This window comes from Azohydromonas sp. (genome assembly GCF_035325925.1).
Classification (GTDB): Bacteria; Pseudomonadota; Gammaproteobacteria; order Burkholderiales; family Burkholderiaceae_C; genus Calidifontimicrobium.
In genome coordinates, this window is record NZ_DAOKZA010000011.1 from 60,992 (window position 1) to 81,746 (window position 20,755).

At 72.6% G+C, this 20,755-nt stretch carries 16 protein-coding genes and 1 pseudogene; 8 read left to right on the plus strand and 9 right to left on the minus strand.

Annotated features, from left to right (window positions below):
- Positions 1-17 precede the first annotated feature (17 nt).
- On the minus strand, positions 18-1,079 hold the full coding sequence (locus PKC53_RS06180) for an aldo/keto reductase (protein WP_324427370.1): 1,062 nt from the start codon (positions 1,077-1,079) through the stop codon (positions 18-20).
- Between the two features lie 170 nt (positions 1,080-1,249).
- Between PKC53_RS06180 and PKC53_RS06185 the strand changes: the two genes are divergently transcribed.
- The 4 genes and pseudogenes from PKC53_RS06185 (at position 1,250) to PKC53_RS06200 (ending at position 5,912) form a co-directional block, all read left to right on the plus strand.
- Positions 1,250-2,212: a thiamine pyrophosphate-dependent dehydrogenase E1 component subunit alpha gene (locus PKC53_RS06185; RefSeq protein WP_324427371.1), complete on the plus strand. Its 963-nt coding sequence runs from the start codon at positions 1,250-1,252 to the stop codon at positions 2,210-2,212.
- 22 nt (positions 2,213-2,234) lie between these two features.
- Positions 2,235-3,209, plus strand: a complete 975-nt coding sequence (locus PKC53_RS06190) for a pyruvate dehydrogenase complex E1 component subunit beta (protein WP_324427372.1) — start codon at positions 2,235-2,237, stop codon at positions 3,207-3,209.
- Between the two features lie 370 nt (positions 3,210-3,579).
- Positions 3,580-4,551: pseudogene (locus PKC53_RS06195) on the plus strand (sterol desaturase family protein); the annotation flags it as partial.
- A 497-nt stretch (positions 4,552-5,048) separates the two neighbouring features.
- Positions 5,049-5,912, plus strand: a complete 864-nt coding sequence (locus PKC53_RS06200) for a glycosyl hydrolase (RefSeq protein WP_324427408.1) — start codon at positions 5,049-5,051, stop codon at positions 5,910-5,912.
- A 31-nt stretch (positions 5,913-5,943) separates the two neighbouring features.
- On the opposite strand, the gene PKC53_RS06205 is transcribed toward PKC53_RS06200, so the two are convergent.
- From PKC53_RS06205 to PKC53_RS06215, 3 genes are all read right to left on the minus strand, one after another.
- Complete coding sequence (locus PKC53_RS06205) at positions 5,944-7,665, minus strand: AMP-binding protein (RefSeq protein ID WP_324427373.1); 1,722 nt, start codon at positions 7,663-7,665, stop codon at positions 5,944-5,946.
- Positions 7,666-7,743: 78 nt separating this feature from the next.
- On the minus strand, positions 7,744-8,604 hold the full coding sequence (locus PKC53_RS06210) for a tetratricopeptide repeat protein (protein ID WP_324427374.1): 861 nt from the start codon (positions 8,602-8,604) through the stop codon (positions 7,744-7,746).
- A complete protein-coding gene (locus PKC53_RS06215; protein WP_324427375.1) occupies positions 8,601-9,116 on the minus strand; it encodes a GNAT family N-acetyltransferase in 516 nt (171 codons plus the stop codon). The genes PKC53_RS06210 and PKC53_RS06215 overlap by 4 nt, the downstream gene beginning before the upstream one ends.
- A gap of 130 nt (positions 9,117-9,246) precedes the next feature.
- Between PKC53_RS06215 and PKC53_RS06220 the strand changes: the two genes are divergently transcribed.
- A complete protein-coding gene (locus PKC53_RS06220) occupies positions 9,247-10,365 on the plus strand; it encodes an HD domain-containing phosphohydrolase (RefSeq protein ID WP_324427376.1) in 1,119 nt (372 codons plus the stop codon).
- Between the two features lie 62 nt (positions 10,366-10,427).
- Positions 10,428-11,348, plus strand: coding sequence for an alpha/beta hydrolase (locus PKC53_RS06225; protein WP_324427377.1), 921 nt, complete (start codon positions 10,428-10,430; stop codon positions 11,346-11,348).
- 22 nt (positions 11,349-11,370) lie between these two features.
- On the opposite strand, the gene PKC53_RS06230 is transcribed toward PKC53_RS06225, so the two are convergent.
- The 5 genes from PKC53_RS06230 to PKC53_RS06250 all read right to left on the minus strand — a co-directional run bounded on the left by PKC53_RS06230 (position 11,371) and on the right by PKC53_RS06250 (position 16,669).
- On the minus strand, positions 11,371-13,266 hold the full coding sequence (locus PKC53_RS06230) for a DUF294 nucleotidyltransferase-like domain-containing protein (protein WP_324427378.1): 1,896 nt from the start codon (positions 13,264-13,266) through the stop codon (positions 11,371-11,373).
- A gap of 69 nt (positions 13,267-13,335) precedes the next feature.
- A complete protein-coding gene (locus tag PKC53_RS06235) occupies positions 13,336-15,465 on the minus strand; it encodes a VC_2705 family sodium/solute symporter (protein WP_324427379.1) in 2,130 nt (709 codons plus the stop codon).
- A gap of 1 nt (position 15,466) precedes the next feature.
- Entirely contained in the window at positions 15,467-15,733 is a 267-nt protein-coding gene (locus PKC53_RS06240) for a DUF4212 domain-containing protein (protein WP_324427380.1), read from the minus strand.
- Positions 15,734-15,800: 67 nt separating this feature from the next.
- A complete protein-coding gene (locus PKC53_RS06245) occupies positions 15,801-16,373 on the minus strand; it encodes a tetratricopeptide repeat protein (RefSeq protein ID WP_324427381.1) in 573 nt (190 codons plus the stop codon).
- Entirely contained in the window at positions 16,370-16,669 is a 300-nt protein-coding gene (locus PKC53_RS06250) for a hypothetical protein (protein WP_324427382.1), read from the minus strand. The genes PKC53_RS06245 and PKC53_RS06250 overlap by 4 nt, the downstream gene beginning before the upstream one ends.
- A 229-nt stretch (positions 16,670-16,898) precedes the next feature.
- Here PKC53_RS06250 and prfB point away from each other — a divergent pair.
- Together prfB and pepN are read left to right on the plus strand one after the other, a co-directional pair.
- Positions 16,899-18,003, plus strand: a protein-coding gene (gene prfB / locus PKC53_RS06255; protein ID WP_324427383.1) for a peptide chain release factor 2 whose coding sequence is annotated in 2 segments (ribosomal slippage) — positions 16,899-16,979 and positions 16,981-18,003 — 1,104 coding nt in all. Because the reading frame shifts where the segments join, the coding sequence is not laid out codon by codon here.
- Positions 18,004-18,051: 48 nt separating this feature from the next.
- Positions 18,052-20,754 carry an aminopeptidase N gene (gene pepN, locus PKC53_RS06260; RefSeq protein ID WP_324427384.1) on the plus strand — a complete coding sequence of 901 codons (2,703 nt, stop codon included), beginning with the start codon at positions 18,052-18,054 and terminating at the stop codon, positions 20,752-20,754.
- The last annotated feature ends 1 nt before the right edge of the window (position 20,755 follow it).

The following is a 20,755-nucleotide window of genomic DNA, read 5'->3' on the forward strand; positions in this document are numbered from 1 at the left end:
GATCGTAGCAGCCGCCTTCACTGCCCCGGGTCGCGGATCTCCCAGCGGATGCGGTCGATCTCGGCGAGCACTTCGCCGGGCAGCGCCACGCCCCATGCGTCGACGTTCTCGTCGAGCTGCGCGACGCTGGTCACGCCGATGATCGTGCTGGCCACGCGCCAGTTGCGGTAGCAGAACGCCAGCGCGAGCTGCACCGGCGTCAGGCCGTGCTCGCGCGCCAGCGCGTTGTAGCGGCGCGCCGCGGCGAGCGACTCGGCACGGCCCCAGCGCTGCTGCTTCATGCTGTCGAAGATCGCCAGCCGGCCCGGGCGCGCCGGGTCGTCGAGGCCGCGCTCGTCGTACTTGCCGCTGAGCAGCCCGAAGCCCAGCGGCGAGTACGCCAGCAGCGACACGCCGGCGTGGTGCAGCACCTCGTCGAGGCCGTTGTCGACCACGCGGTTGACCAGGCCGTACGGGTTCTGCACCGTGGCGATGCGCGGCAGGCCCTGCGCGTCGGCGATGCGCACGAACTCGGCCACGCCCCACGGCGTCTCGTTGCTGACGCCCACGGCGCGCACCTTGCCGGCCTGCACCAGCCGCTGCATCGCCTCGAGCTGCGCCTCGATCGGGGTCGCGGGGCGGTCCTTCGCCGGGTCGAAGTACAGGCCACCGAACATCGGCACGTGGCGCACCGGCCAGTGGATCTGGTAGAGGTCGATCACGTCGGTGCCCAGGCGCTGCAGGCTGGCGTCGCACGCGGCGACGATGTCGTCGGCTTCGAGGTCGGCCTTGCCGCCGCGGATCCAGTGGTAGGCGCGCGCGGCGCCGCTGACCTTGGTCGCCAGCACGACCTTGTGCCGGGCGCCGGGGCGCTGCGCGAACCAGCGCCCGACGATGCGTTCGGTGTCGCCGAACCGCTCGGCGCTCGGCGGCACCGGGTACATCTCGGCGGTGTCGATTAAGTCGACGCCGCGCTCGAGCGCGCGGTCGAGGATCGAGAACGCCGTGCGTTCGTCGACCTGGCGCTCGCCGAAGGTCATCGTGCCGAGGCAGACCTTGCTGACCACGAGGTCGCTGCGGCCCAGGGAAATGTGCTCCATCGTCGCGGGCTCCTTTCGAGCGCGGCAGTGTGCCCGATGCCGGCACGCCGCGCCGGCACGCCGGCCATGGCCCGCCGCGGCCGGCGCCGATGGCTCCTTCGGATCATGACCGCCGCGGCCGCGCTGCCTACAGTGCGGCGCATCGACACCACCGATCAAGGACACCCCCGATGAATGCCACCGAACGCATCGCGATGCTCGAGGCGATGCTGCTGATCCGCACCTACGAGCAGCGGCTGGCCGCGCTGCAGCCGCAGGGCGTGCCGGGCACCTGCACCGCCGTCGGCCAGGAGGCCGCCGCGGTCGGCGTCGTGCGCGCGCTGCTCGCCGACGACCTGATCCTGACCAACCACCGCAGCGCCGGCCACCTGCTCGCGCGCGGCGCCGACCCGGCACGCATGCTCGCCGAGGTCATGGGCCGCCGCGACGGCTACTGCAAGGGCAAGAGCGGCTCGCTGCACATCGCCGCGAAGGAGCTCGGCGTGGTGCTGACCTCGACCATCGTCGGCGGCGAGCTGTCGCTGGCCCCCGGCGTCGCGCTGGCACAGAAGATGCGCGCGCCGCTGACGCGCCGCGGCGGCATCACCGCGGTGTTCTTCGGCGACGGCGCGGCCTGCGAGGGCATCTTCCACGAGTCGCTGAACCTGGCCGTGACCTGGCAGCTGCCGCTGCTGTACGTGTGCGAGAACAACCAGTGGCAGGCCTTCGTGCACCGCCGCGAGACGATGCCGATGGAGCGCATCGCGCCGACCTGGGCCGCCGCGCACGGCGTCGACGCCGCCACCGTCGACGGCAACGACGTCGAGGCGGTGCACGCGGCGGCGCTGGCCGCGGTGCAGCGCATCCGCGCCACCGGGCGGCCGGCGTTCCTCGAGCTCGAGACCTGGCGCGCGCGCGGCCACTTCGAGCCCGACGACCAGTTCTACGTCGACCCCGACGAGCGCGCAAGCTGGGCGCGGCGCGACCCGATCGACACGCTGTCGGCGCGGCTGCAGGCCGAGCGCGTGATCGGCGCCGGCGAGCTCGCGCACCTGCAGCAGCGCGTCGACGCGACGATCGACGCCGCGCTGGCGTTCGCCCAGGCCTCGCCCTGGCCCGAGCTGCGCGAGCTGACCAGCGACGTCTACGCCTGACCCCGTTTCGAGGAGCAACGACATGACCTCCACCCTGACCGCCAACGACGCCATCGAACAGGCGCTGGCCGAGGAGATGCGCCGCGACGAGCGCGTGCTGATCTTCGGCGAGGGCGTGGCCACCAAGCGCCGCGCCCTGCTCGCCGAGTTCGGCCCCGATCGCGTGCGCAACACGCCGCTGGCCGAGGGCATCATCGCCGGCACCGCCGCCGGCGCCGCCGCGATGGGCCTGCGCCCGGTGATCGACCTGCTGTTCGCGCCGTTCCTGACGCTGGCGATGGACGCCATCGTCAACAGCGCCGGCAAGCTGCGCTACCTGTCGGGCGGGCAGTTCGAGTTCCCGCTGGTCGTGATGACCACCACCGGCGCCGGCTGGGCCGTGGGCGCGCAGCACAACCACAACCTCGAGGCGATGTTCGTCCACGCCCCGGGGCTGAAGGTGGTGATGCCGCACGGCGCGGCCGACCACAAGGGGCTGCTCAAGGCCGCGATCCGCGACCCCAACCCGGTGATGTTCTTCACCGACCTGGCGCTGGGCTTCACCCCGGGCGAGGTGCCGGCGGGCGAGCACCTGGTGCCGCTCGGCCAGGCCGCCGTCGCGCGCCGCGGCGACGACGTGACGCTGGTGTCGTACGCGAAGACCGTCGGCGCGTGCCTGCAGGCCGCCGAGCAGCTGGAGGCGCAGGGCGTCTCGGCCGAGGTGATCGACCTGCGCACGCTCAAGCCGCTCGACGAAGCGAGCCTGCTGCGCTCGGTGCGCCGCACCGGCCGGCTGGTCGTCGTGCACGAGGCGGCGGCGCCCTGCGGCGTCGGCGCCGAGGTGGCGGCGATCGCCGGCGAGAAGGCGTTCGCCGCACTGCGCGCGCCGGTGCGCCGCCTCACCGGTCCCGACGCGCCCGCGCCGGCGTCGTGGGTGCTCGAGCAGGCCGGCGTGCCCAGCGCCGACGCGATCGCCGAAGCGGTGCGCGCGTTGCTGCCCGTCGCGGCCACGGCCTGATGCAGTACGGCATCCAGCGGTACGAGACCTGCTGCCCCGGTGGTTGACTCTCGTCATCGGTGGCGCCGACGCCGCTGCGCAGCCGTTGACGGCGGCGTGCGTCGGTCTGCGCGGCAAAGCGGCGTGCGCCCGGGCGGCGGCGCTTCACCTCGGCGGTCGGCGCCGGGCGCCGACCGCCACAGGGTGAGCCCCCAGCGGGTGCGACCTGCCGCGACTCACTCGCCCGCGCATTGCGCCACGCCGGGGGGCCAGAGCTTCGCGGACGTCGCCGATGCCCTGATCACGAAGCATCACCGCCGACGCCGGGACGGCAAGGACCATCGCGTCCACGACCGACCGCTTCGGCTGCACCTCTGCGATCATCCCGTCCATGACCGGCGCGCAGATCATCGTCCTGGCCACCCCCGTGTTCCTGCTGCTGATCGCGATCGAGTTCGCGGTCGGCGTCGCGCGCGGGCGCAACGCCTACCGCTGGAACGACGCGCTGAACTCGATCGGGCTGGGCATGCTCAGCCAGGTCACCGCGGTGTTCGGCCGCATGCTGCGCATCGGCATCTACGCCGCGGTGTTCGAGCACGTCGCGCTGTGGCGGTTGCCGTCCGACGCCGCGTGGGTGTGGCTGGCGGCGCTGGTGGCCTACGACCTGTGCTACTACTGGCAGCACCGGCTGGGCCACACCTGCGCGCTGTTCTGGGCCGCGCACGCGGTGCACCACCAGAGCGAGGACTACAACCTGTCGACCGCGCTGCGCCAGACCTCGACCGGCTTCCTGCTCGGCTGGATCTTCTACCTGCCGATGGCGGTGCTCGGCTTCCCGCCGCAGGTGTTCGCCGTCGTCGCGCTGATCGACCTGCTGTACCAGTACTGGGTGCACACGCAGCAGGTCGGCAAGCTCGGGTGGTTCGACCGCTGGTTCTGCTCGCCGAGCAACCACCGCGTGCACCACGCGGTCAACGACCGCTACCTCGACCGCAACTACGGCGGCGTGTGGATCGTCTGGGACCGGCTGTTCGGCAGCTTCGCCGAGGAGGACGACCGCGAACCCTGCGTCTACGGCACGCGCACGCCGCTGCGCAGCTGGAATCCGCTGTGGGCCAACGTCGCGGTGTACGCCGCGCTGGCGCGCGACAGCTGGCACACCGCGCGCTGGGCCGACAAGCTGCGCGTGTGGCTCGGCCCACCCGGCTGGCGGCCGTCCGACGTCGCGGCGCGTTTCCCGCACCCGCCGCTCGACCTGGCGCGCCAGCGCTACGACCCGCCCGCGCGCCCCGCCGCGATCGCGGCAGCGGTGGCGCTGTTCGTCGGGCTGCTCGGCGCGACGTCGCTGTTCCTTTGGCAAGCGCACACGCTCGACGCGCTGCGACAGGCCGCCGGCGTCGGCGCGATCGCCGCCGGACTGGTGCTCGTCGGGCGGCTGAGCGGCGGCGCGCCGACCCGCACGGCACGCGGCACGCCCGCGGGCGCCTCGCGCCGCGCCTGACCCCGGCGACCGACCACCCCCGGTTCGCGGGAGGGGTGGCAACGCGTCGCGGCGCCTGGACTCGGCGCATCGGCCCGTCGCGTGACGAGCATCACACCTCGCGCATCCGCCATGCCCCTGCCCCGCGCCGCGCGCACCGTGCGGCACCTGTCGTGCGGCCTCGGCGCGCTCGCGCTGGCCGCCCCCGCGCTGCCGCAAGCGCTGCTCGGCGTGTACTACGGCAACCAGGGCTGGAAGATGGACCAGGTGCGCGCGATGGAAGCGTGGCAGGGCAAGCGCCACGCCGTCGTCGAGCTGTTCACCGACTGGCGCCCCGCACGAAGACCGTCGACAACCTGTTCAAACAGCAGTTGCCCCAGGTGTGGGCCAACGGCAACGTGCCGGTGGTCACCTGGGAGCCGTACCTGTGCTCGGCGGCAGCGGCACCGGCCGACGTCGAGGTGCGTGCGGCGCGCGGCGACTACGACGCCTACCTGCGCACCTGGGCCGCGCGGCTGCGCGGCTTCGTCGCCGGCCCCGACGGCCAGCTCGACAGTGCCGACGACCGCCGCGTCTACCTTCACCTGGCGCACGAGATGAACGGCGACTGGTACCCGTGGAGCGCCGCGGTGGGCAACAACACCCCCGGCGACTACGTGCGCATGTGGCTGCGCGTGCGTTCGATCTTCGCCGGCCAGGGGCTGGACGCGCGCACGGTGCAGTGGATCTGGGCCGTCAACCACGACGACGTCGGCGCGTGGCGCGCCGAGGACTACCACCCCGGCGACGAGCACGTCGACTGGATCGGCGTCGACGGCTACAACTGGGGCGCGAGCCAGGGCTGGTCGTCTTGGCGCACGCCGCAGCAGGTCTTCGAGCCGATGGTGCTGCGGCTGCGCGCGCTGGGCAGCCGGCGCCCGCTGGCGCTGACCGAGACGGCGTCGTCGACCGCGACGCCGGGCGGGCCGAACGTCGCCGCGAAGTCGCAGTGGATCGGCGAGCTCTCCGCCTTCGCCGCGCAGCCGCACGTCGGCGCGCGCTTGGTCGTCTGGTTCAACGAGGACAAGGAGACCGACTGGGCCGTGTTCGGCGGCTCCAACGGCGACGAGTCGTACCGCAGCGGCCGCAGCCAGTACAAGGCCTACGCCGCCTACCGCAGCGCCGCGCGGGCGCCCGCGCTGCTGTCGACGAACCCCGCCGACCCCCGCCTGCTCAGCGACCTGCAGTTCTCCGGCGGATGGTAGCCGCCGGCGGCGCGCGCGCCGGCGAGCGGTTTCACGGCGCGCGCTGCTCCTCGCGCAGGCGCAGCACGCGCCGCTGCACCTTGCCGGTGGTGGTCATCGGCAGCGCGTCGATGAACTCGATCTCCTTCGGGTACTCGTACGGCGCCAGCCGGCCGCGCACGTGCCGCTGCAGCTGCTCGACCAGCGCCGCGTCGCCGCGGTAGCCCGGCGCGAGCACCACGTAGGCCTTGACCACCGCGCCGCGCTCGGCGTCGGGCTTGGGCACCACCGCGGCGTTGGCCACCGCCGGGTGCTTGACCAGACAGTTCTCGACCTCGCTCGGGCCGATGCGGTAGCCGGCGGCCTTGAACATGTCGTCGCTGCGGCCCTGGTACCAAAGGTATCCGCGCTCGTCCATCACCGCGGTGTCGCCGGTGCGGCACCACGCGTCGCGCGCATCGCCGGTGAACTTCGCGCGCGTCGCCTGCTCGTTGCCCCAGTAGCCGAGGAAGAACACCGGGTCGGGGTCGCCGTGCACGTCGCGCCGGTGCACCGCGACGTCGCCCGGCGTGCCCGGCGCGCACTCGCGGCCCTCGTCGTCGATCACGGCGACGCGGTGCCCCGGGTAGCCGCGCCCCATGCTGCCCGGCACCGCCGGCCACCCGGCGTGCCAGCGCCCGTGCACGTCGCGCCAGCGCGCGCAGTTGCCGACCACGTAGTTGATCTCGGTCTGGCCGAACATCTCGTTGACGGCCACGCCCAGCGCGTCGCGGCCGTAGGCGAACACGGCGTCGCCGACCGCCTCGCCGGCGCTCATCACCGCCTGCAGCGCGAGCCCGGGGTAGTCGCGGCGCGGGTCGGGCACGGCCTTCATCATCGCCTTCAGCGCGGTCGGAAACAGGAAGCTGTGCGTCACGCGGTGGCGCTGCATCAGCTCGAACGCGCGCTCGGGCGCGAAGCGGCCCTGGAACGCGACGATCTCGCGGCCGAAGTACAGCGTCGGCAGCAACGCGTCCATCAGCCCGCCGGTCCAGGCCCAGTCGGCCGGCGACCAGAACACCGCGGGTGATCCGTCGACGGTGTGCGGGAACCAGTTCTGGCTGCACACGAAACCCGTCAGGTTGCCGATCAGCGCGCGGTGCGGGATCAGCGCACCCTTCGGCGGCCCGGTGGTGCCGCTGGTGTAGACCAGCACCGCGGGGTCGTCGGCGCGCGTGCCGACCGGGTCGAACGTGTCGCGCTCGCGCGCCAGCCACGCCGGCCAGTCGGCGTCGAAGGCGCCGAGCGCGCCGCCGACGGCCACGACGTGGCGCAGGTCGGGGCAGTTCGCGCGCACCGCGAGCAGGTTCGCCGCGGCGCTCTCGTCGACGACCGCCACGCGCGCGGCACTGTCACGCAGCCGGAACTCGAGCGCCTCGGGGCCGAACAGCATCGACAGCGGCATCGCCACCGCGCCGAGCTGGTAGACGGCCAGGTGCGCCACCGCGGTCTCGACGCGCTGCGGCATGACGATGGCGACGCGGTCGCCGCGCGCCACGCCGAGCCGGCGCAGCGCGTGCGACAGCCGGTTCGCGTCGCGCTGCAGCTCGCCATACGCGACGCTGCCGCCGCGGCCGTCGTCGCGCTCCCAGCTGATCGCCGCCGCGGCGGGTGTCGCGCGCGCCCAGCGCCGAGCGCAGACCTCGGCGATGTTGAACCGCGCCGGCACGCGCCAGCGGAAGTGGCGGTGCAGGTGACGGTAGGCGTCGGGCGTGCGGGCGTCGGGCGGTGTCATGGCCGCGAGCTTAGGCCCGCGCCGCGGCGCGCGACATCGGCGGCTTCACCGATCGCCGGCGCGCACGCGGCGCGGCGATCAGCGCGGCGTCGTCGCCCGGCGATGGCGTTCGCGGTATGCGGCGGCGCGCGCGGCGTCGCCCAGCGCCTCGTACAGCAGCGCCAGTTCCTCGAACACGTAGCCGTCGGGGGCGCCGGCCTCGGCGTTGCGCCGCTCGAGGTCGAGCTGCATCGCCAGCGCCTCGTCCAGGCGGCCGAGCAGCCGCAGCACGTTGGCCACCTGCCAGCGCGCCATGCGCACCGTCTCGCCGGCGGGGTCGCGCTGCGCGTAGGCCTGCTCGGCGTCGCGGAAAGCGGCCAGTGCCTCGTCGAGCCGGCGCGAGCGGCGCAGCGTGTCGCCGAGGTTGTTCAGCGCCGGCGCGACCCAGCCACGCGCCTTCGGGTCCTGCGCGGCGCGCGCGTAGGCGATGGTGCGCCGGTGCCAGTCGATCGCTGCGTCGGTGTCGGGTTCGACCAGCGCGACCATGTGCATCGCGTCGGCGGCCAGGCGCTCGAGGCCGGCGCGCCGCGCGGCGTCGACGGCCTGCCCGAACAGCGGCCGCGCGTCGGCCGGCCGGCCCGACGAGCGCAGCGTGCGCCCACGCTCGAGCAGCGCGTGCACGCGCACCTCGTCGCCCGCCGCGGCCACCTGCGGCGCAATCGCGTCGAGTTCGGCGTGCGCCTCGTCGAAGCGCCGGCGCAGCGAGTACGTGCGCGCGATCTGCGTGCGAAGCACCAGCGCGTCGTCGCCGGTCGCGGTCTTCAGCGCCTCGCGAAAACGCGCCTCCGACTCGGCCGGGCGGCCGTAGTCCCACAGCGCGTAGACGTCGATGCCGGCAGCCAACGCCTTCGCTGCGGTCAACGCCAGCGCACCGGCGAGCAGGGCGGCGCCGCGCCTCATCGCCCGGCGAAGCGCAGCAGCGCTTCGCCGGTGACGCGGCAGATGCGCCAGTCGGGCAGCACGGCGGCGCCCATCTTCTCGTAGAAGCGGATCGCGTCGGCGTTCCAGTCGAGCACGCTCCACTCGAAGCGGCCGCAGCCGCGCGCCACGGCCAGCGCGCCCAGCCGCTCGAGCAGCGCGCGGCCGATGCCGCGCCCGCGCACCGCCGGCTGCACGTACAGGTCCTCGAGGTACAGCCCCGGCTTGCCGAGAAACGTCGAGAAGTTCGTGAAGAACAGCGCGAATCCGACGACCGCCGCGCCGCCGTCGCGGTCGACTTCGGCCACCAGGCACTCGGCCACCGGCCGCTCGCCGAACAGGTGCGGATGCAGAGCTTCGGGCGTGACCTGCAGCAGGTGGGTCAGCCGCTCGAAGGCGGCCAGTTCGCCGATCAGCGCGACCACCGCGCCCAGGTCGGCGGGCTCGGCCGGACGCAGCCGCGCCGCGGCGGCAGGGACGGGGGTCGGGTGCATGGCGCCATTGTGGCCGCCCGCCGCGCCGGGCGGTGTTCAAGTTGATACGTCTTCTGCCGAAACCCGCTTCACGCAGCGCCTGGCGCCGCGACCACGCCGCAAAGAACCACTCGTCGGGACCACACAGACCATGGCCTATGCCCCGCTCGCTGCCGTGCGCGATCGCATCACCGTCGGTGCGCCGCTGCCGTTCAACGTGCGCGACGCCGATGGCACGCTGCTGCTGGCGCGCGACCAGCGCATCGACTCGCTCGGCGCGCTCGAGGCGCTGTTCGAGCGCGGCTCGCTGGTCGACATGACCGAGCTGCTGAGCCCGGTTGAGCGCGCCCGCACGGCGCCGCGCGACCTGCTGCCCGAGCTGTGGAACGACTGCTTCGACCAAGTCGACGTCGCGCTGCGCCGCTGCGGGCACGAGCGCTTCAAGGACGCACTCGAGGACGCCAGCGCCCCGGTGGCGGTGCTGATCGAGCGCGACCCCGACCTGGCGATCTTCCAGCTGATGCGCCAGGACGAGAGTCCGCTGGTGCAGTACGGCGTCAACCACTCGATGCACACGGCCATCGTCTGCCGGCTGGTCGCGATGCGCCTGGGCTGGGACGCCGCCAGCACGCACCGCGTGTTCGAGGCCGCGCTGACGATGAACGTGTCGATGCTCGAGCTGCAGGGCGTGCTGGCGTTCCAGGGCACGCCGCCGACGCGCGAGCAGCGCGACGCGATCCTGTCGCACCCGCAGCGCAGCGTGCGCATGCTCGAGGCCTCGGGCGTCACCGACCGAGACTGGCTCGACGCCGTCGCGCAGCACCACGAGCTGCCCGACGGATCGGGCTACCCGGCGGGTCTGACCGAGATCGGCGACCTCGCGCAGCTGGTGCGCCGCGCCGACGTCTACACCGCGAAGCTCAGCCCGCGCAGCAGCCGCGAGGCGATCAGCGCCGACCGCGCCGGGCGCGAGATGTTCATGAGCGACCCCGGCCACCCGATGACCGCGGCGCTGGTCAAGGAGTTCGGGCTGTACCCGCCCGGCTGCTTCGTGATGCTCGCCTCGGGCGAGGTCGGCATGGTGGTGCGCCGCGGCCACGCCGTGAACAACCCGATCGTCGCGGTGATGGCCACCGCCAAGGGCGAGCCCTGCCCCGAGCCGCTGCGCCGCGACACCTCGTTCCCGGCGTACGCGGTCAAGTCGGCGCTGCCGGCGCGGCACATGCCGGTGCGGCTGCAGCACCACATGCTGGCGCAGATGGTCAGCTGAGCCCGCACCGGGCCCGGCACAGCGCGCCGGCAGCCCGGCGCTGCGGCCGCTACAGTGCGGCCATGCCCTCGCCTGCCCCCGCCTACGTCGAGCGCCGCCGCGGCGCGTCGCTGCGCCTGGCGCTGCGCGGCATCGACTACCACCTCACCGTCTGGGGCGAGCCGCAGCCCGACACGGCGCCGCTGGTGCTGCTGCACGGCTGGATGGACGTCGGCGCGTCGTTCCAGTTCGTCGTCGACGCGCTCGCCGAGGTCGAGCCGCGCGAACGCTGGGTCGTCGCGCCCGACTGGCGCGGCTACGGCGGCAGCGTCTCGCCGCCGGTCGACAGCTACTGGTTCCCCGACTACCTCGGCGACCTCGACGCGCTGCTCGACGCGCTGGCGCCCGGGCGCGAGGTCGACCTGGTCGGCCACAGCATGGGCGGCAACGTCGTCATGCTCTACGCCGGCGTGCGGCCGCAGCGCGTGCGCCGGCTCGTCAACCTCGAGGGGTTCGGCATGCCGGCCACGCGCGCGGCGCAGGCGCCGGCGCGTTACGCGCAGTGGCTCGACGCGCTGAAGACGCCCGCCGAGCTGCGCTCGTACCCCGACCTCGACGCGGTGGCCGCGCGGCTGCTGCACAACAACCCGCGGCTCGCGCCCGAGAGGGCGGTCTGGCTCGCGCCGCACTGGGCCGAGCGGCGCGACGACGGGCGCTGGCACCTGCGTGCCGATGCGGCGCACAAGCGCGTCAACCCGGTGCTGTACCGCGTCGACGAGGTGCTCGAGATCTGGCGGCGCATCGCCGCGCCGCTGCTGTGGGTCGACGGCGACCTCACCGACACCACGCAGTGGTGGGGCCACCGCTACCCGCGCGACGAGTTCGACGCACGGCTGGCGGTGGTGCCGAACGTCCGGCGCCACCGCCTGTCGCCTTGCGGGCACATGCTGCACCACGACCAGCCGCTGGCGCTGGCGCGGTGCCTGGCCGAGTTCCTGACATAAACCGCGCCGGGCGGCGCGCGGCTCAGCGGTGGTAGTCCAGCTCCATGCGCTGCTGCAGCCGCCGCGCGATGCGGTAGACCTCCTTAAGCACGCGGCGGTCGATGTCGCCGAGCCGCGCGAAGTCGATGCGGTTCGGGTTGGCCGCATCGCCGCCGGGCTCGATCTGCACGCGCAGCCGCAGCATCTGCAGGACCTCGAACGCGCCGGCCCAGGACTCGCTCTCCTGCGGCGCGACCTGCAGGGCGCGGCCGACGGCCTCGAAGCGCGCGCGCGTGCCGGTCTCGGCGATGCCGCGCGCCAGCGCGAACAGCCGCGCCGCGTCGACGAACAGCATCGTGCCGTGCAGCTTCAGGTCGAGCCACTGGCGGCCGTCGCGGTCCTCGGTGCGGATCGCGCCGAGCCAGTTCAGCGGCACGCTGTTGCGCAGCGCGTTCTCGGCCATCTGCTTCATGAAGCGCGGCGTGCGCGCCGCGTCGGCGACGACGCGCTCGCGCAGCGGCGCGGCCAGGTCGAGGCGGCCGGCGAGCGCGCGGAAGTCGAAGTAGATGCTGGCGTTGAGCAGGTCGGTCGGCGAGCCGTGACCGATCCAGTGGTCGAAGCGCGCGGCCCACTCGTCGGCGGTCAGGCAGCACGCCGGGTTGCTCGCCATCACGCCGCCCTTGCACAGCGGGTAGCCGCAGGCGTCGAGCGCCTCGTTGACCTCGCGCGCGAACGCCAGCCAGGCCGGCCGGTCGCGCCCGGGGTCGTCGCTCGCGAAGATCAGCCCGTTGTCCTGGTCGGTGGCGATGGTCTGCTCGCTGCGGCCCTCCGAGCCGAAGGCCAGCCAGCACGCGCGCTGCAGGTCCAGCCCGCGGCGCGTGGCGGCCAGGTGCACCAGGCGCTCGGTCACCAGGTCGTTGAAGTGGCTGATCAGCTCGGTGATCTGGCGCGCGCCGACGCCCTGCGCCAGCAGGCGCTGCGCGAACTGGCGCAGCTCGCGCGTGGCCGCGCGCATCGCGTCGACGTCGGCGGCGCCGCGGATCGCGCTGCCGAGTTGCTTGACCGACAGGCGCTGCATCGCGAACAGGTCGCGCTCGGAGACGATGCCCACCAGCCGCCCGCGCTCGGTCACCGGCACGTGGCGCACGCCGTGGCGCGACATCAGCAGCGCCGCGTCCTGCGCGGTGTGCGCCACGTCGAGCGTGTGCACCGGCGCGCTCATCACCTCGGCGATCGGTGTGGTCAGCGGACGCTGCGGCAGCGTGATGCGGCCGAGCACGTCGTGGCGCGTCAGGATGCCCAGCGGCGCGCCGTCGTCGCCGGCCACCAGCACCGAGCCGATGCGCCGCTCGTGCATCGCCCGCAGCGCCTCGACGACGGCGCTGCCCGGCGCGACATGCACCGGCGGCTGCCGCACGAGGCGCCCGAGCGGCGTCTCGAGCGACTGCTCGGCCAGCGTCTGCGACGACAGCGTCGCCTGCAGCATCTGCCGCGAGACGTCGAGGTAGTGCAGCACGCGGGCGTGCAGGAACTCGGCCAGCGGCGTCGATGCGGCCGCCAGCGCCTGCACCGCGTCGAGCGGCACGCGCAGGCAGTCGCAGTCGACCTCGGCGACGTACGTCGAGGTCACCGCGCGCCCGCCCAGCGCCGCGCCGACCGGGAACAGCTCGCCGGCGTCGATCTGGAACTGCCCCGCGTCGCCGGCGCGCACCATGTCGGCGCGCCGCCGACCGGCGATGTGGCCACGCTGCAGCCACCACAGGTGCGCCACCGGCCCGTCGGCGGGTGCGACGACGGTCTGCCCGGCACGGTACGACACCGCCTGCGCCGCGGCGGCGAAACGCGTGACGTCGTCGGCGGTCATGCGCGCGAACGGCGGGTGCCGGCGCAGCGCCGCGACGATCGCGCCGGGGGCCGGTGAAGCGGCGGTGTCGTCCATGTCGCGAGCGTAAACAACAAAAAGGGCCCCCGAAGGGGCCCTGTCGGATCCGGGCAACGCCCGGCGGGGTCAGCGCCCGATCGCCTTCAGGTCGGGATAACGCACGTGCTCGACGAGCGTCTGCGTGTCCGGCCGCGGCGCGGGGGTCAGCAGGCTGACGATGATGATCACCGCGAAGCCCAGCGGCACGCCGAACAGGCCGGCCGCGATCGGCTGGATGTCCCACCACAGCTGCACCGGGCTGGTCACGCCGAACACGCCGCGCAGCCAGGGCTGCGTCGTGGCCATGTAGTAGAACGTGATGCCCAGGCCGGCGATCATGCCCAGCGTCGCGCCCCACTTGTTGGCGCGCTTCCAGAAGATGCCGAGCACCAGCGCCGGGAAGAACGCCGAGGCCGCGAACGAGAACGCCGCCGAGACCAGGAACAGGATGTCCGCCGGCTTCTGCGCCGTCACCCACGCCGCGAGCAGGGCCACCACCAGCAGCAGCGCCTTGGACACCGCGACGCGGCGTGCCGTCGACGCGTTCGGGTCGAGCATCTTGTAGTACAGGTCGTGCGAGAGCGCGTTGGCGATCGTCAGCAGCAGGCCGTCGGCGGTCGACAGCGCCGCCGCCAGACCCCCCGCGGCGACCATGCCCGAGATCACGAACGGCAGCCCGCCGATCGCCGGCGTGGCCAGCACGATGATGTCGCCGCCGATCCTCATCTCGCCGAGCTGGAAGATGCCGTCGCCGTTGATGTCGGACACCGACAGCAGCGCCGGATCGACCGCCGTCCAGGCCGCGATCCAGCCTGGCAGCTGGTCGAACGGCGTGCCCACCAGACCGGAGAGCACCTCGTACTTCACCAGCACCGCCAGTGACGGCGCCGTGAAGTACAGCAGGAAGATGAAGAACAGGCTCCACGTCACCGACTTGCGGGCCTCGCGCACCGACGGCGTGGTGTAGTAGCGCATCAGGATGTGCGGCAGCGCGGCCGTGCCGACCATCAGGCAGAAGATCAGCGCGAGGAAGTTGCGCCGCGAGACGTCGAACGCCTTCTGCTCGGCCTCGGTGCCGTTCGGGTTGCCGGCGAACACCTGCGCGTGACGCGGCATGCCGGCCAGCGGCTTGGCGCGCGCCTCGTTGGCCGCCTTGTCCTTCGCCCACTGCGCCTTCGCCGCCGCCTCGTCGGCCGGGATCGACGCCAGCGCACGCTCGGCGGCCTGGATCTGCGCCTGGGGGGCGTTGGTGTTGCGCAGCTCGTCGAGCTTGGCCTGCGCCGCGGTGCGGTCGGCGGCCAGCGCGGCGGCCGGGTCCTTCAGCTTCTCGCCGAGCGCGTCGGCGCGCTGCTTGAAGATCGCGATGACCTCCTTCTCCTTCGGGTCGTCGAGCAGCTTCTGCTCGAGCGCGGTGACCTTCTGCAGCTGGAAGCCGTAGATCGCCTGCGGCACCGGCACGCCGGTCTGCTTGACGCTCAGCCACACCACCGGGATCAGGTACGCGATGATGAGAATGATGTACTGGGCGACCTGCGTCCAGGTGACCGCGCGCATGCCGCCGAGGAACGAGCACACCAGGATGCCGCCGAGGCCGACGAACACCCCGATCTCGAACGCCAGCCCGGTCAGCCGCGCGGTGATCACGCCCACGCCGAGGATCTGCGCCACCACGTAGGTGAACGAGCACAGGATCGCCGCGATGATGCCCAGCAGCCGAGGCAGGTTGCCCTCGTAGCGCGCGCCGAGGAAGTCGGGAATCGTGAACTGGCCGAACTTGCGCAGGTACGGCGCCAGGAACAGCGCCACCAGGCAGTAGCCGCCGGTCCAGCCCATGATGAAGGCCAGGCCGCCGTAGCCGGTCAGGTACAGCGTGCCGGCCATGCCGATGAACGACGCCGCGCTCATCCAGTCGGCGCCCACCGCCATGCCGTTGTAGACGGCCGGCACGCGCCGCCCGGCGACGTAGTACTCGGCCGCGTCGGTCGTGCGGCTCATGATGCCGATGCCGGCATACAGCGCGACCGTCGCGAGCAGGAAGATCAGGCCGATCCAGCTCTGCGGCAGGCCCATCTGCTCGAGCACCGCGAGCACGACGATGAAGGCCAGGAAGCCGCCGGTGTAGAAGCCGTAGACCTTGTTCAGCTGCTTCTGGAACGCTCTCTGGGAGCCGGCGCTGAACATGCCGCCGCCTCCGGACTCAGGGGTCATGCCTGCCATGTCAGTCCTCCTCTGCCTCGGCCACGCCGTATTCGCGGTCGAGCTTGTTCATGTAGCGCGCGTACGTGCCGATGATGATCACGTAGACCACCAGCGCCCCCTGGGCGCCGACCCAGAAGCTGAACGGCCACCCGAAGAAGGTGAAGTTCAGGTCGCGGGCGAAGTACCCGATGACGAACGTCACCACGAACCAGATGGCCATCAGAATCGCCGTGATGCGCAGATTCTTCGACCAGTACTGGCGGTGCTTCTCAGTCAATTGCTGCATCGCATGCCTCCTGCTTCTCACATCTCCGGAAGGTCCGGAGCCCCTTTCACACCCGTGATCGCCGTCCTCAGGGCGTCAGCCCCGTCTCGCGCTCGAGCTGCGCCGCCACCTTGGGCTCGAAGTCCTTCAGCCGGCGGATGATCCTGCGCGCCTCCTCGGGCTCGTGGCGGTCGACCTGCACGCGCGCGAGGTGGTACCAGCCGTACGGACTCATCGGCTGCAGCTCGGTGTTGCGCTTGAGCGCGTCGACGGCCTCGTCGAGCCGGCCCTGGCGGATCAGCACCAGCCCCAGCCCGTACCAGGCGCGGTCGAGCTTGGCGTCGAGCGCGAGCGCGCGCCTGAACGCCGCCTCGGCCTCGTCGTAGCGCCCGGCCTGCTCGAGCAGGAACGCGAGGTTGAACCAGTCGGCGGCGCTGCGCGCCGGGTGCAGCGCGGTGAGCCGCTGCGCGTCGGCGATCGCCTCGTCGCGGCGGCCGAGCTCGGCCAGCAGGTGCGAGCGGCTGGCCAGCGCGTAGGCGTCGCCGGGGCGGCGGCGCAGCATCTCGTCGAAGGTCGCACGCGCCGCCTCGCGCCGGCCGATCAGCAGCCAGCCGATGGCGCGCCAGCGCAGGAACTGCTGCTCGAGGTCGAACCCGCTCATCGCCGGCAATGCTCCATGCCCATCTCGACGCACAGCGAGATCAGCTCGAACGTGACCACCGCGTAGGCGATGACCACGAGGAAGAAGGTCACCACCGGCACGTGCTCGTCGGCCACCTGCGCCGGCGTGATCTTGCGCACGACGAAGGTGAACGGGCGCGAGATCAGCCGCAGCGTGGTGTAGAAGAAATTCGTCTCGCGCTTCGCGCCGGCCAGCACGTACAGCACGCCTTGCCCGATCAGCGCGAGCAGGGGGATGTACAGCAGCATCTGCAAGAACTCCAGCAACTGCAGCATCGAAAGGGGTCGAACGCATCCGTGGCGTGCACGCCGACACGCCGTGCACGGGACTGCGCACGACGCCGGTCGTCATGGAGGCGAATGGTGTTCGCCGACGCCTTACCGCTTTCTGACAAACCGGGCCGATGCGCTCGCTTCCCCCCTCCGGGCTTACCCGCACCTCGCGCCGCCGCGCGCCGCCGCGGGCATGCAAGAATCGTCGCCCACGCACACCCGCCCACCGACGATGGACAACGAACAGATCAACGCGATCGGCACGCTGCTGGCCGACCTGAGCGCACGCACCGAGCAGCTTCGGGGGTATCTTTGACTACGACCGCAAGGCACTGCGGCTGAACGAGGTCAACGCCGCACTCGAGAACCCGGCGATCTGGAACGAGCCCAAGCGCGCGCAGGAGCTCGGCCGCGAGAAGAAGTCGCTCGAGACGGTGGTCGAGACGATCGACCACCTGACGCGCAACCTCGCCGACAGCCGCGAGCTGTACGAGATGAGCAAGGACGAGGGCGACGTCGACGCGCTGGCGTCGATCGAGTCCGACGCCGACCGGCTGCGCGAGCAGATCGAGGCGCTCGAGTTCCGCCGCATGTTCGCCAACCCGGCGGACCCCGGCAACTGCTTCGTCGACATCCAGGCCGGCGCCGGCGGCACCGAGGCGATGGACTGGGCGCAGATGCTGCTGCGCCAGTACCTGAAGTACTGCGAGCGCAAGGGTTTCAAGGGCGAGGTGCTCGAGGAGACCCCCGGCGACGTGGCCGGCATCCGCAGCGCGACGCTCAAGGTCGAGGGCGACTACGCCTACGGCCACCTGCGCACCGAGACCGGCGTGCACCGGCTGGTGCGCAAGAGCCCGTTCGACAGCGCCGGCGGGCGCCACACCAGCTTCGCCAGCCTGTTCGTCTACCCCGAGGTCGACGACACGATCGAGATCGAGATCAACCCCGCCGACGTGCGCACCGACACGTTCCGCGCCAGCGGCGCCGGCGGCCAGCACATCAACAAGACCGACTCCGCGGTGCGCCTGACGCACCTGCCCACCGGCATCGTCGTGCAGTGCCAGAACAGCCGCAGCCAGCACAGCAACCGCGACGAGGCGTGGCGCGTGCTGCGCAGCCGCCTGTACGAGCACGAGATGCGCAAGCAGATGGAGGCGCAGCAGAAGCTCGAGGACAGCAAGACCGACGTCGGCTGGGGTCACCAGATCCGCAGCTACGTGCTCGACCAGAGCCGCATCAAGGACCTGCGCACCGGCGTCGAGATCAGCAACACGCAGAAGGTGCTCGACGGCGACCTCGACCCCTTCATCACCGCCAGCCTCAAGCAGGGGCTGTGACGGCGCCGCGCCGTCACCGCCCTGCCGTCCACCCGGAAGAGAACCCCCATGCGCGAAGGCCCTGCCACCGTCGTGCGGCGCGAAGACTACGCGCCGAGCGCATACCGCATCCGCGAGGTCGAGCTGACGTTCGACCTCGACGCCGCCAAGACCCTGGTGTCGAGCCGGCTCGCGATCGAGCGCGACCCCGCCGCCGCGCCGCAGCCGCTGCGCCTGCACGGCGAGCAGCTGAACCTGCTGCGCGTGCTCGCCGACGGCGACAGCGTGAGCTTCCGCCACGCCGGCGGCGAACTGGTGATCGACCACCCGCCGGCCGGTGAGCGCTTCACGCTGGAGATCCGCAACTCGGTCGCGCCCGACAGGAACACCCAGCTGTCGGGGCTTTACAGGTCGGGCAGCGGGCTGTTCACGCAGTGCGAGGCCGAGGGCTTCCGCCGCATCACGTTCTTCCTCGACCGCCCCGACGTGATGGCCGTCTACACCGTCACGCTGCGCGCCGACAAGGCGAGGTACCCGGTGCTGCTGGCCAACGGCAACCTGGTCGCGCAGGGCGACCTCGACGGCGGCCGCCACTTCGCGACCTGGCACGACCCGCACCCCAAGCCCAGCTACCTGTTCGCGCTGGTCGCCGCCGACCTGGTCGCGCGCGAGCAGAGGATCGTCGGCCGCTCGGGCCGCGAACACCTGCTGCAGGTCTGGGTCAAGCGCGGCGACCTCGGCAAGACCGAGCACGCGATGCGCTCGCTGGTCGCCTCGGTGGCCTGGGACGAGGCGCGCTTCGGCCTGCCGCTGGACCTCGATCGCTTCATGGTCGTCGCCGTCGACGACTTCAACATGGGGGCGATGGAGAACAAGGGGCTGAACGTCTTCAACACCAAGTACGTGCTGGCCAGCCCCGCCACCGCCACCGACGACGACTTCGCCGCGATCGAGGGCGTCGTCGGCCACGAGTACTTCCACAACTGGACCGGCAACCGCATCACCTGCCGCGACTGGTTCCAGCTGTCGCTGAAGGAGGGGCTGACGGTCTACCGCGACCAGGAGTTCAGCGCCGACATGGCCGGCGACGCGTCGGCGCCTTGGTTCGGCGCGCCTTCGCCGGCCACGCGCGCGGTCAAGCGAATCGCCGACGTGCGCATGCTGCACCAGCTGCAGTTCGCCGAGGACGCCGGGCCGATGGCGCACCCGGTGCGCCCCGACAGCTACCTCGAGATCAACAACTTCTACACCGCCACCGTCTACGAGAAGGGCGCCGAGGTCGTGCGCATGATGGCCACGCTGGTCGGCCGCGACGGCTTCGCGCGCGGCATGGCGCTGTACGTGCAGCGCCACGACGGCCAGGCCGTGACCTGCGACGATTTCGCGCAGGCCGTAGCCGACGCCAACCCCGGCAGCGAGCTGGCCGCACGGCTCGACGCCTTCAAGCGCTGGTACGCGCAGGCGGGCACGCCGCGCGTGACCGCGCGCGGTCGGCACGACGCCGCGTCGCGCACCTACACGCTGACGCTCGAGCAGCACTGCCCGCCGTCGCCGGGCCAGCCGCACAAGCTGCCGTTCGTGATCCCGGTGGCGACCGGGCTGCTCGGCCGCGACGGGGCGGTGCTGCCGTTGCGCCTGGCCGCCGACGGCGACGCCGCCGACGAACGGCTGCTGGTGCTCGACGCGCCGAGCGCGAGCTGGACCTTCCACGGCGTCGACGAGCCGCCGGTGCCTTCGCTGCTGCGCGGCTTCTCGGCGCCGGTGCTGCTCGACGACGGCGCCGACGACGAGACGCTGCTGCTGCGGCTGGCGCACGACGCCGACCCGTTCAACCGCTGGGACGCCGGCCAGCGCCTGGCGCTGGCGCGCCTGCAGCGCGCGCTGGCCGCGCACACGCTGCCGCACCTCGACGAGGCCTTCGTCGACGCGATGCGCCGCGTGCTGCGCGACGAACGGCTGGCGCCGTCGTTCAAGGAGCTGGTGCTGACGCTGCCCAGCGAAGCCTGGGTCGCCGAGACGCTCGACGAGGTCGATCCGCCGCGCGTGCACGCGGTGCACGAGGCGATGCGCGCGCAGCTGGCCACGCGGCTGCACGCCGACTGGGCCTGGGCCTGGGAGCGGCACCAGGTGAGCGACGGCTACCGCCCGGACATGGCGCAGTCGGGCCGGCGCGCGCTGGCGAACCTGGCGCTGGCGATGCTGTGCCTGCACGCCGTCGAGGTCGGCGACCCGGTGTGGCCGGGGCGCGCGTACCAGCGCGTCAAGGACGCCGGCAACATGACCGACCGGCTCGGCGCGCTGCGCGCGCTGGTGCACGCGCACGCGCCGCTGGCCGACAAGGCGCTCGAGCACTTCCACGCGATGTTCCGCGGCGACGCGCTGGTCGTCGACAAGTGGTTCGCGCTGCAGGCCTGCGCGCCCGAGCGCGACGGCGCGGTGTTCGGGCGCGTCAAGGCGCTGCTGCAGCACCCCGACTTCACGCTGGCCAATCCGAACCGCGCGCGCAGCCTGGTGCACATGTTCTGCCAGCACAACGCCGCCGCGCTGCACCGCGCCGACGCCGCCGGCGTGCGCTTCTGGGCCGACCGCGTGCTCGAGCTCGACGCCGCGAACCCGCAGCTGGCCGCGCGGCTGGTGCGCACGATGGACCGCTGGCGCCACCTCGCCGAACCGTTCCGCGGCGCGGCGCGCGAGGCCGTCGCGCGCATCGCCGCGAAGGCCGAACTGAGCAACGACGTGCGCGAGATCGTCACCCGCGCACTGGAGGACTGAA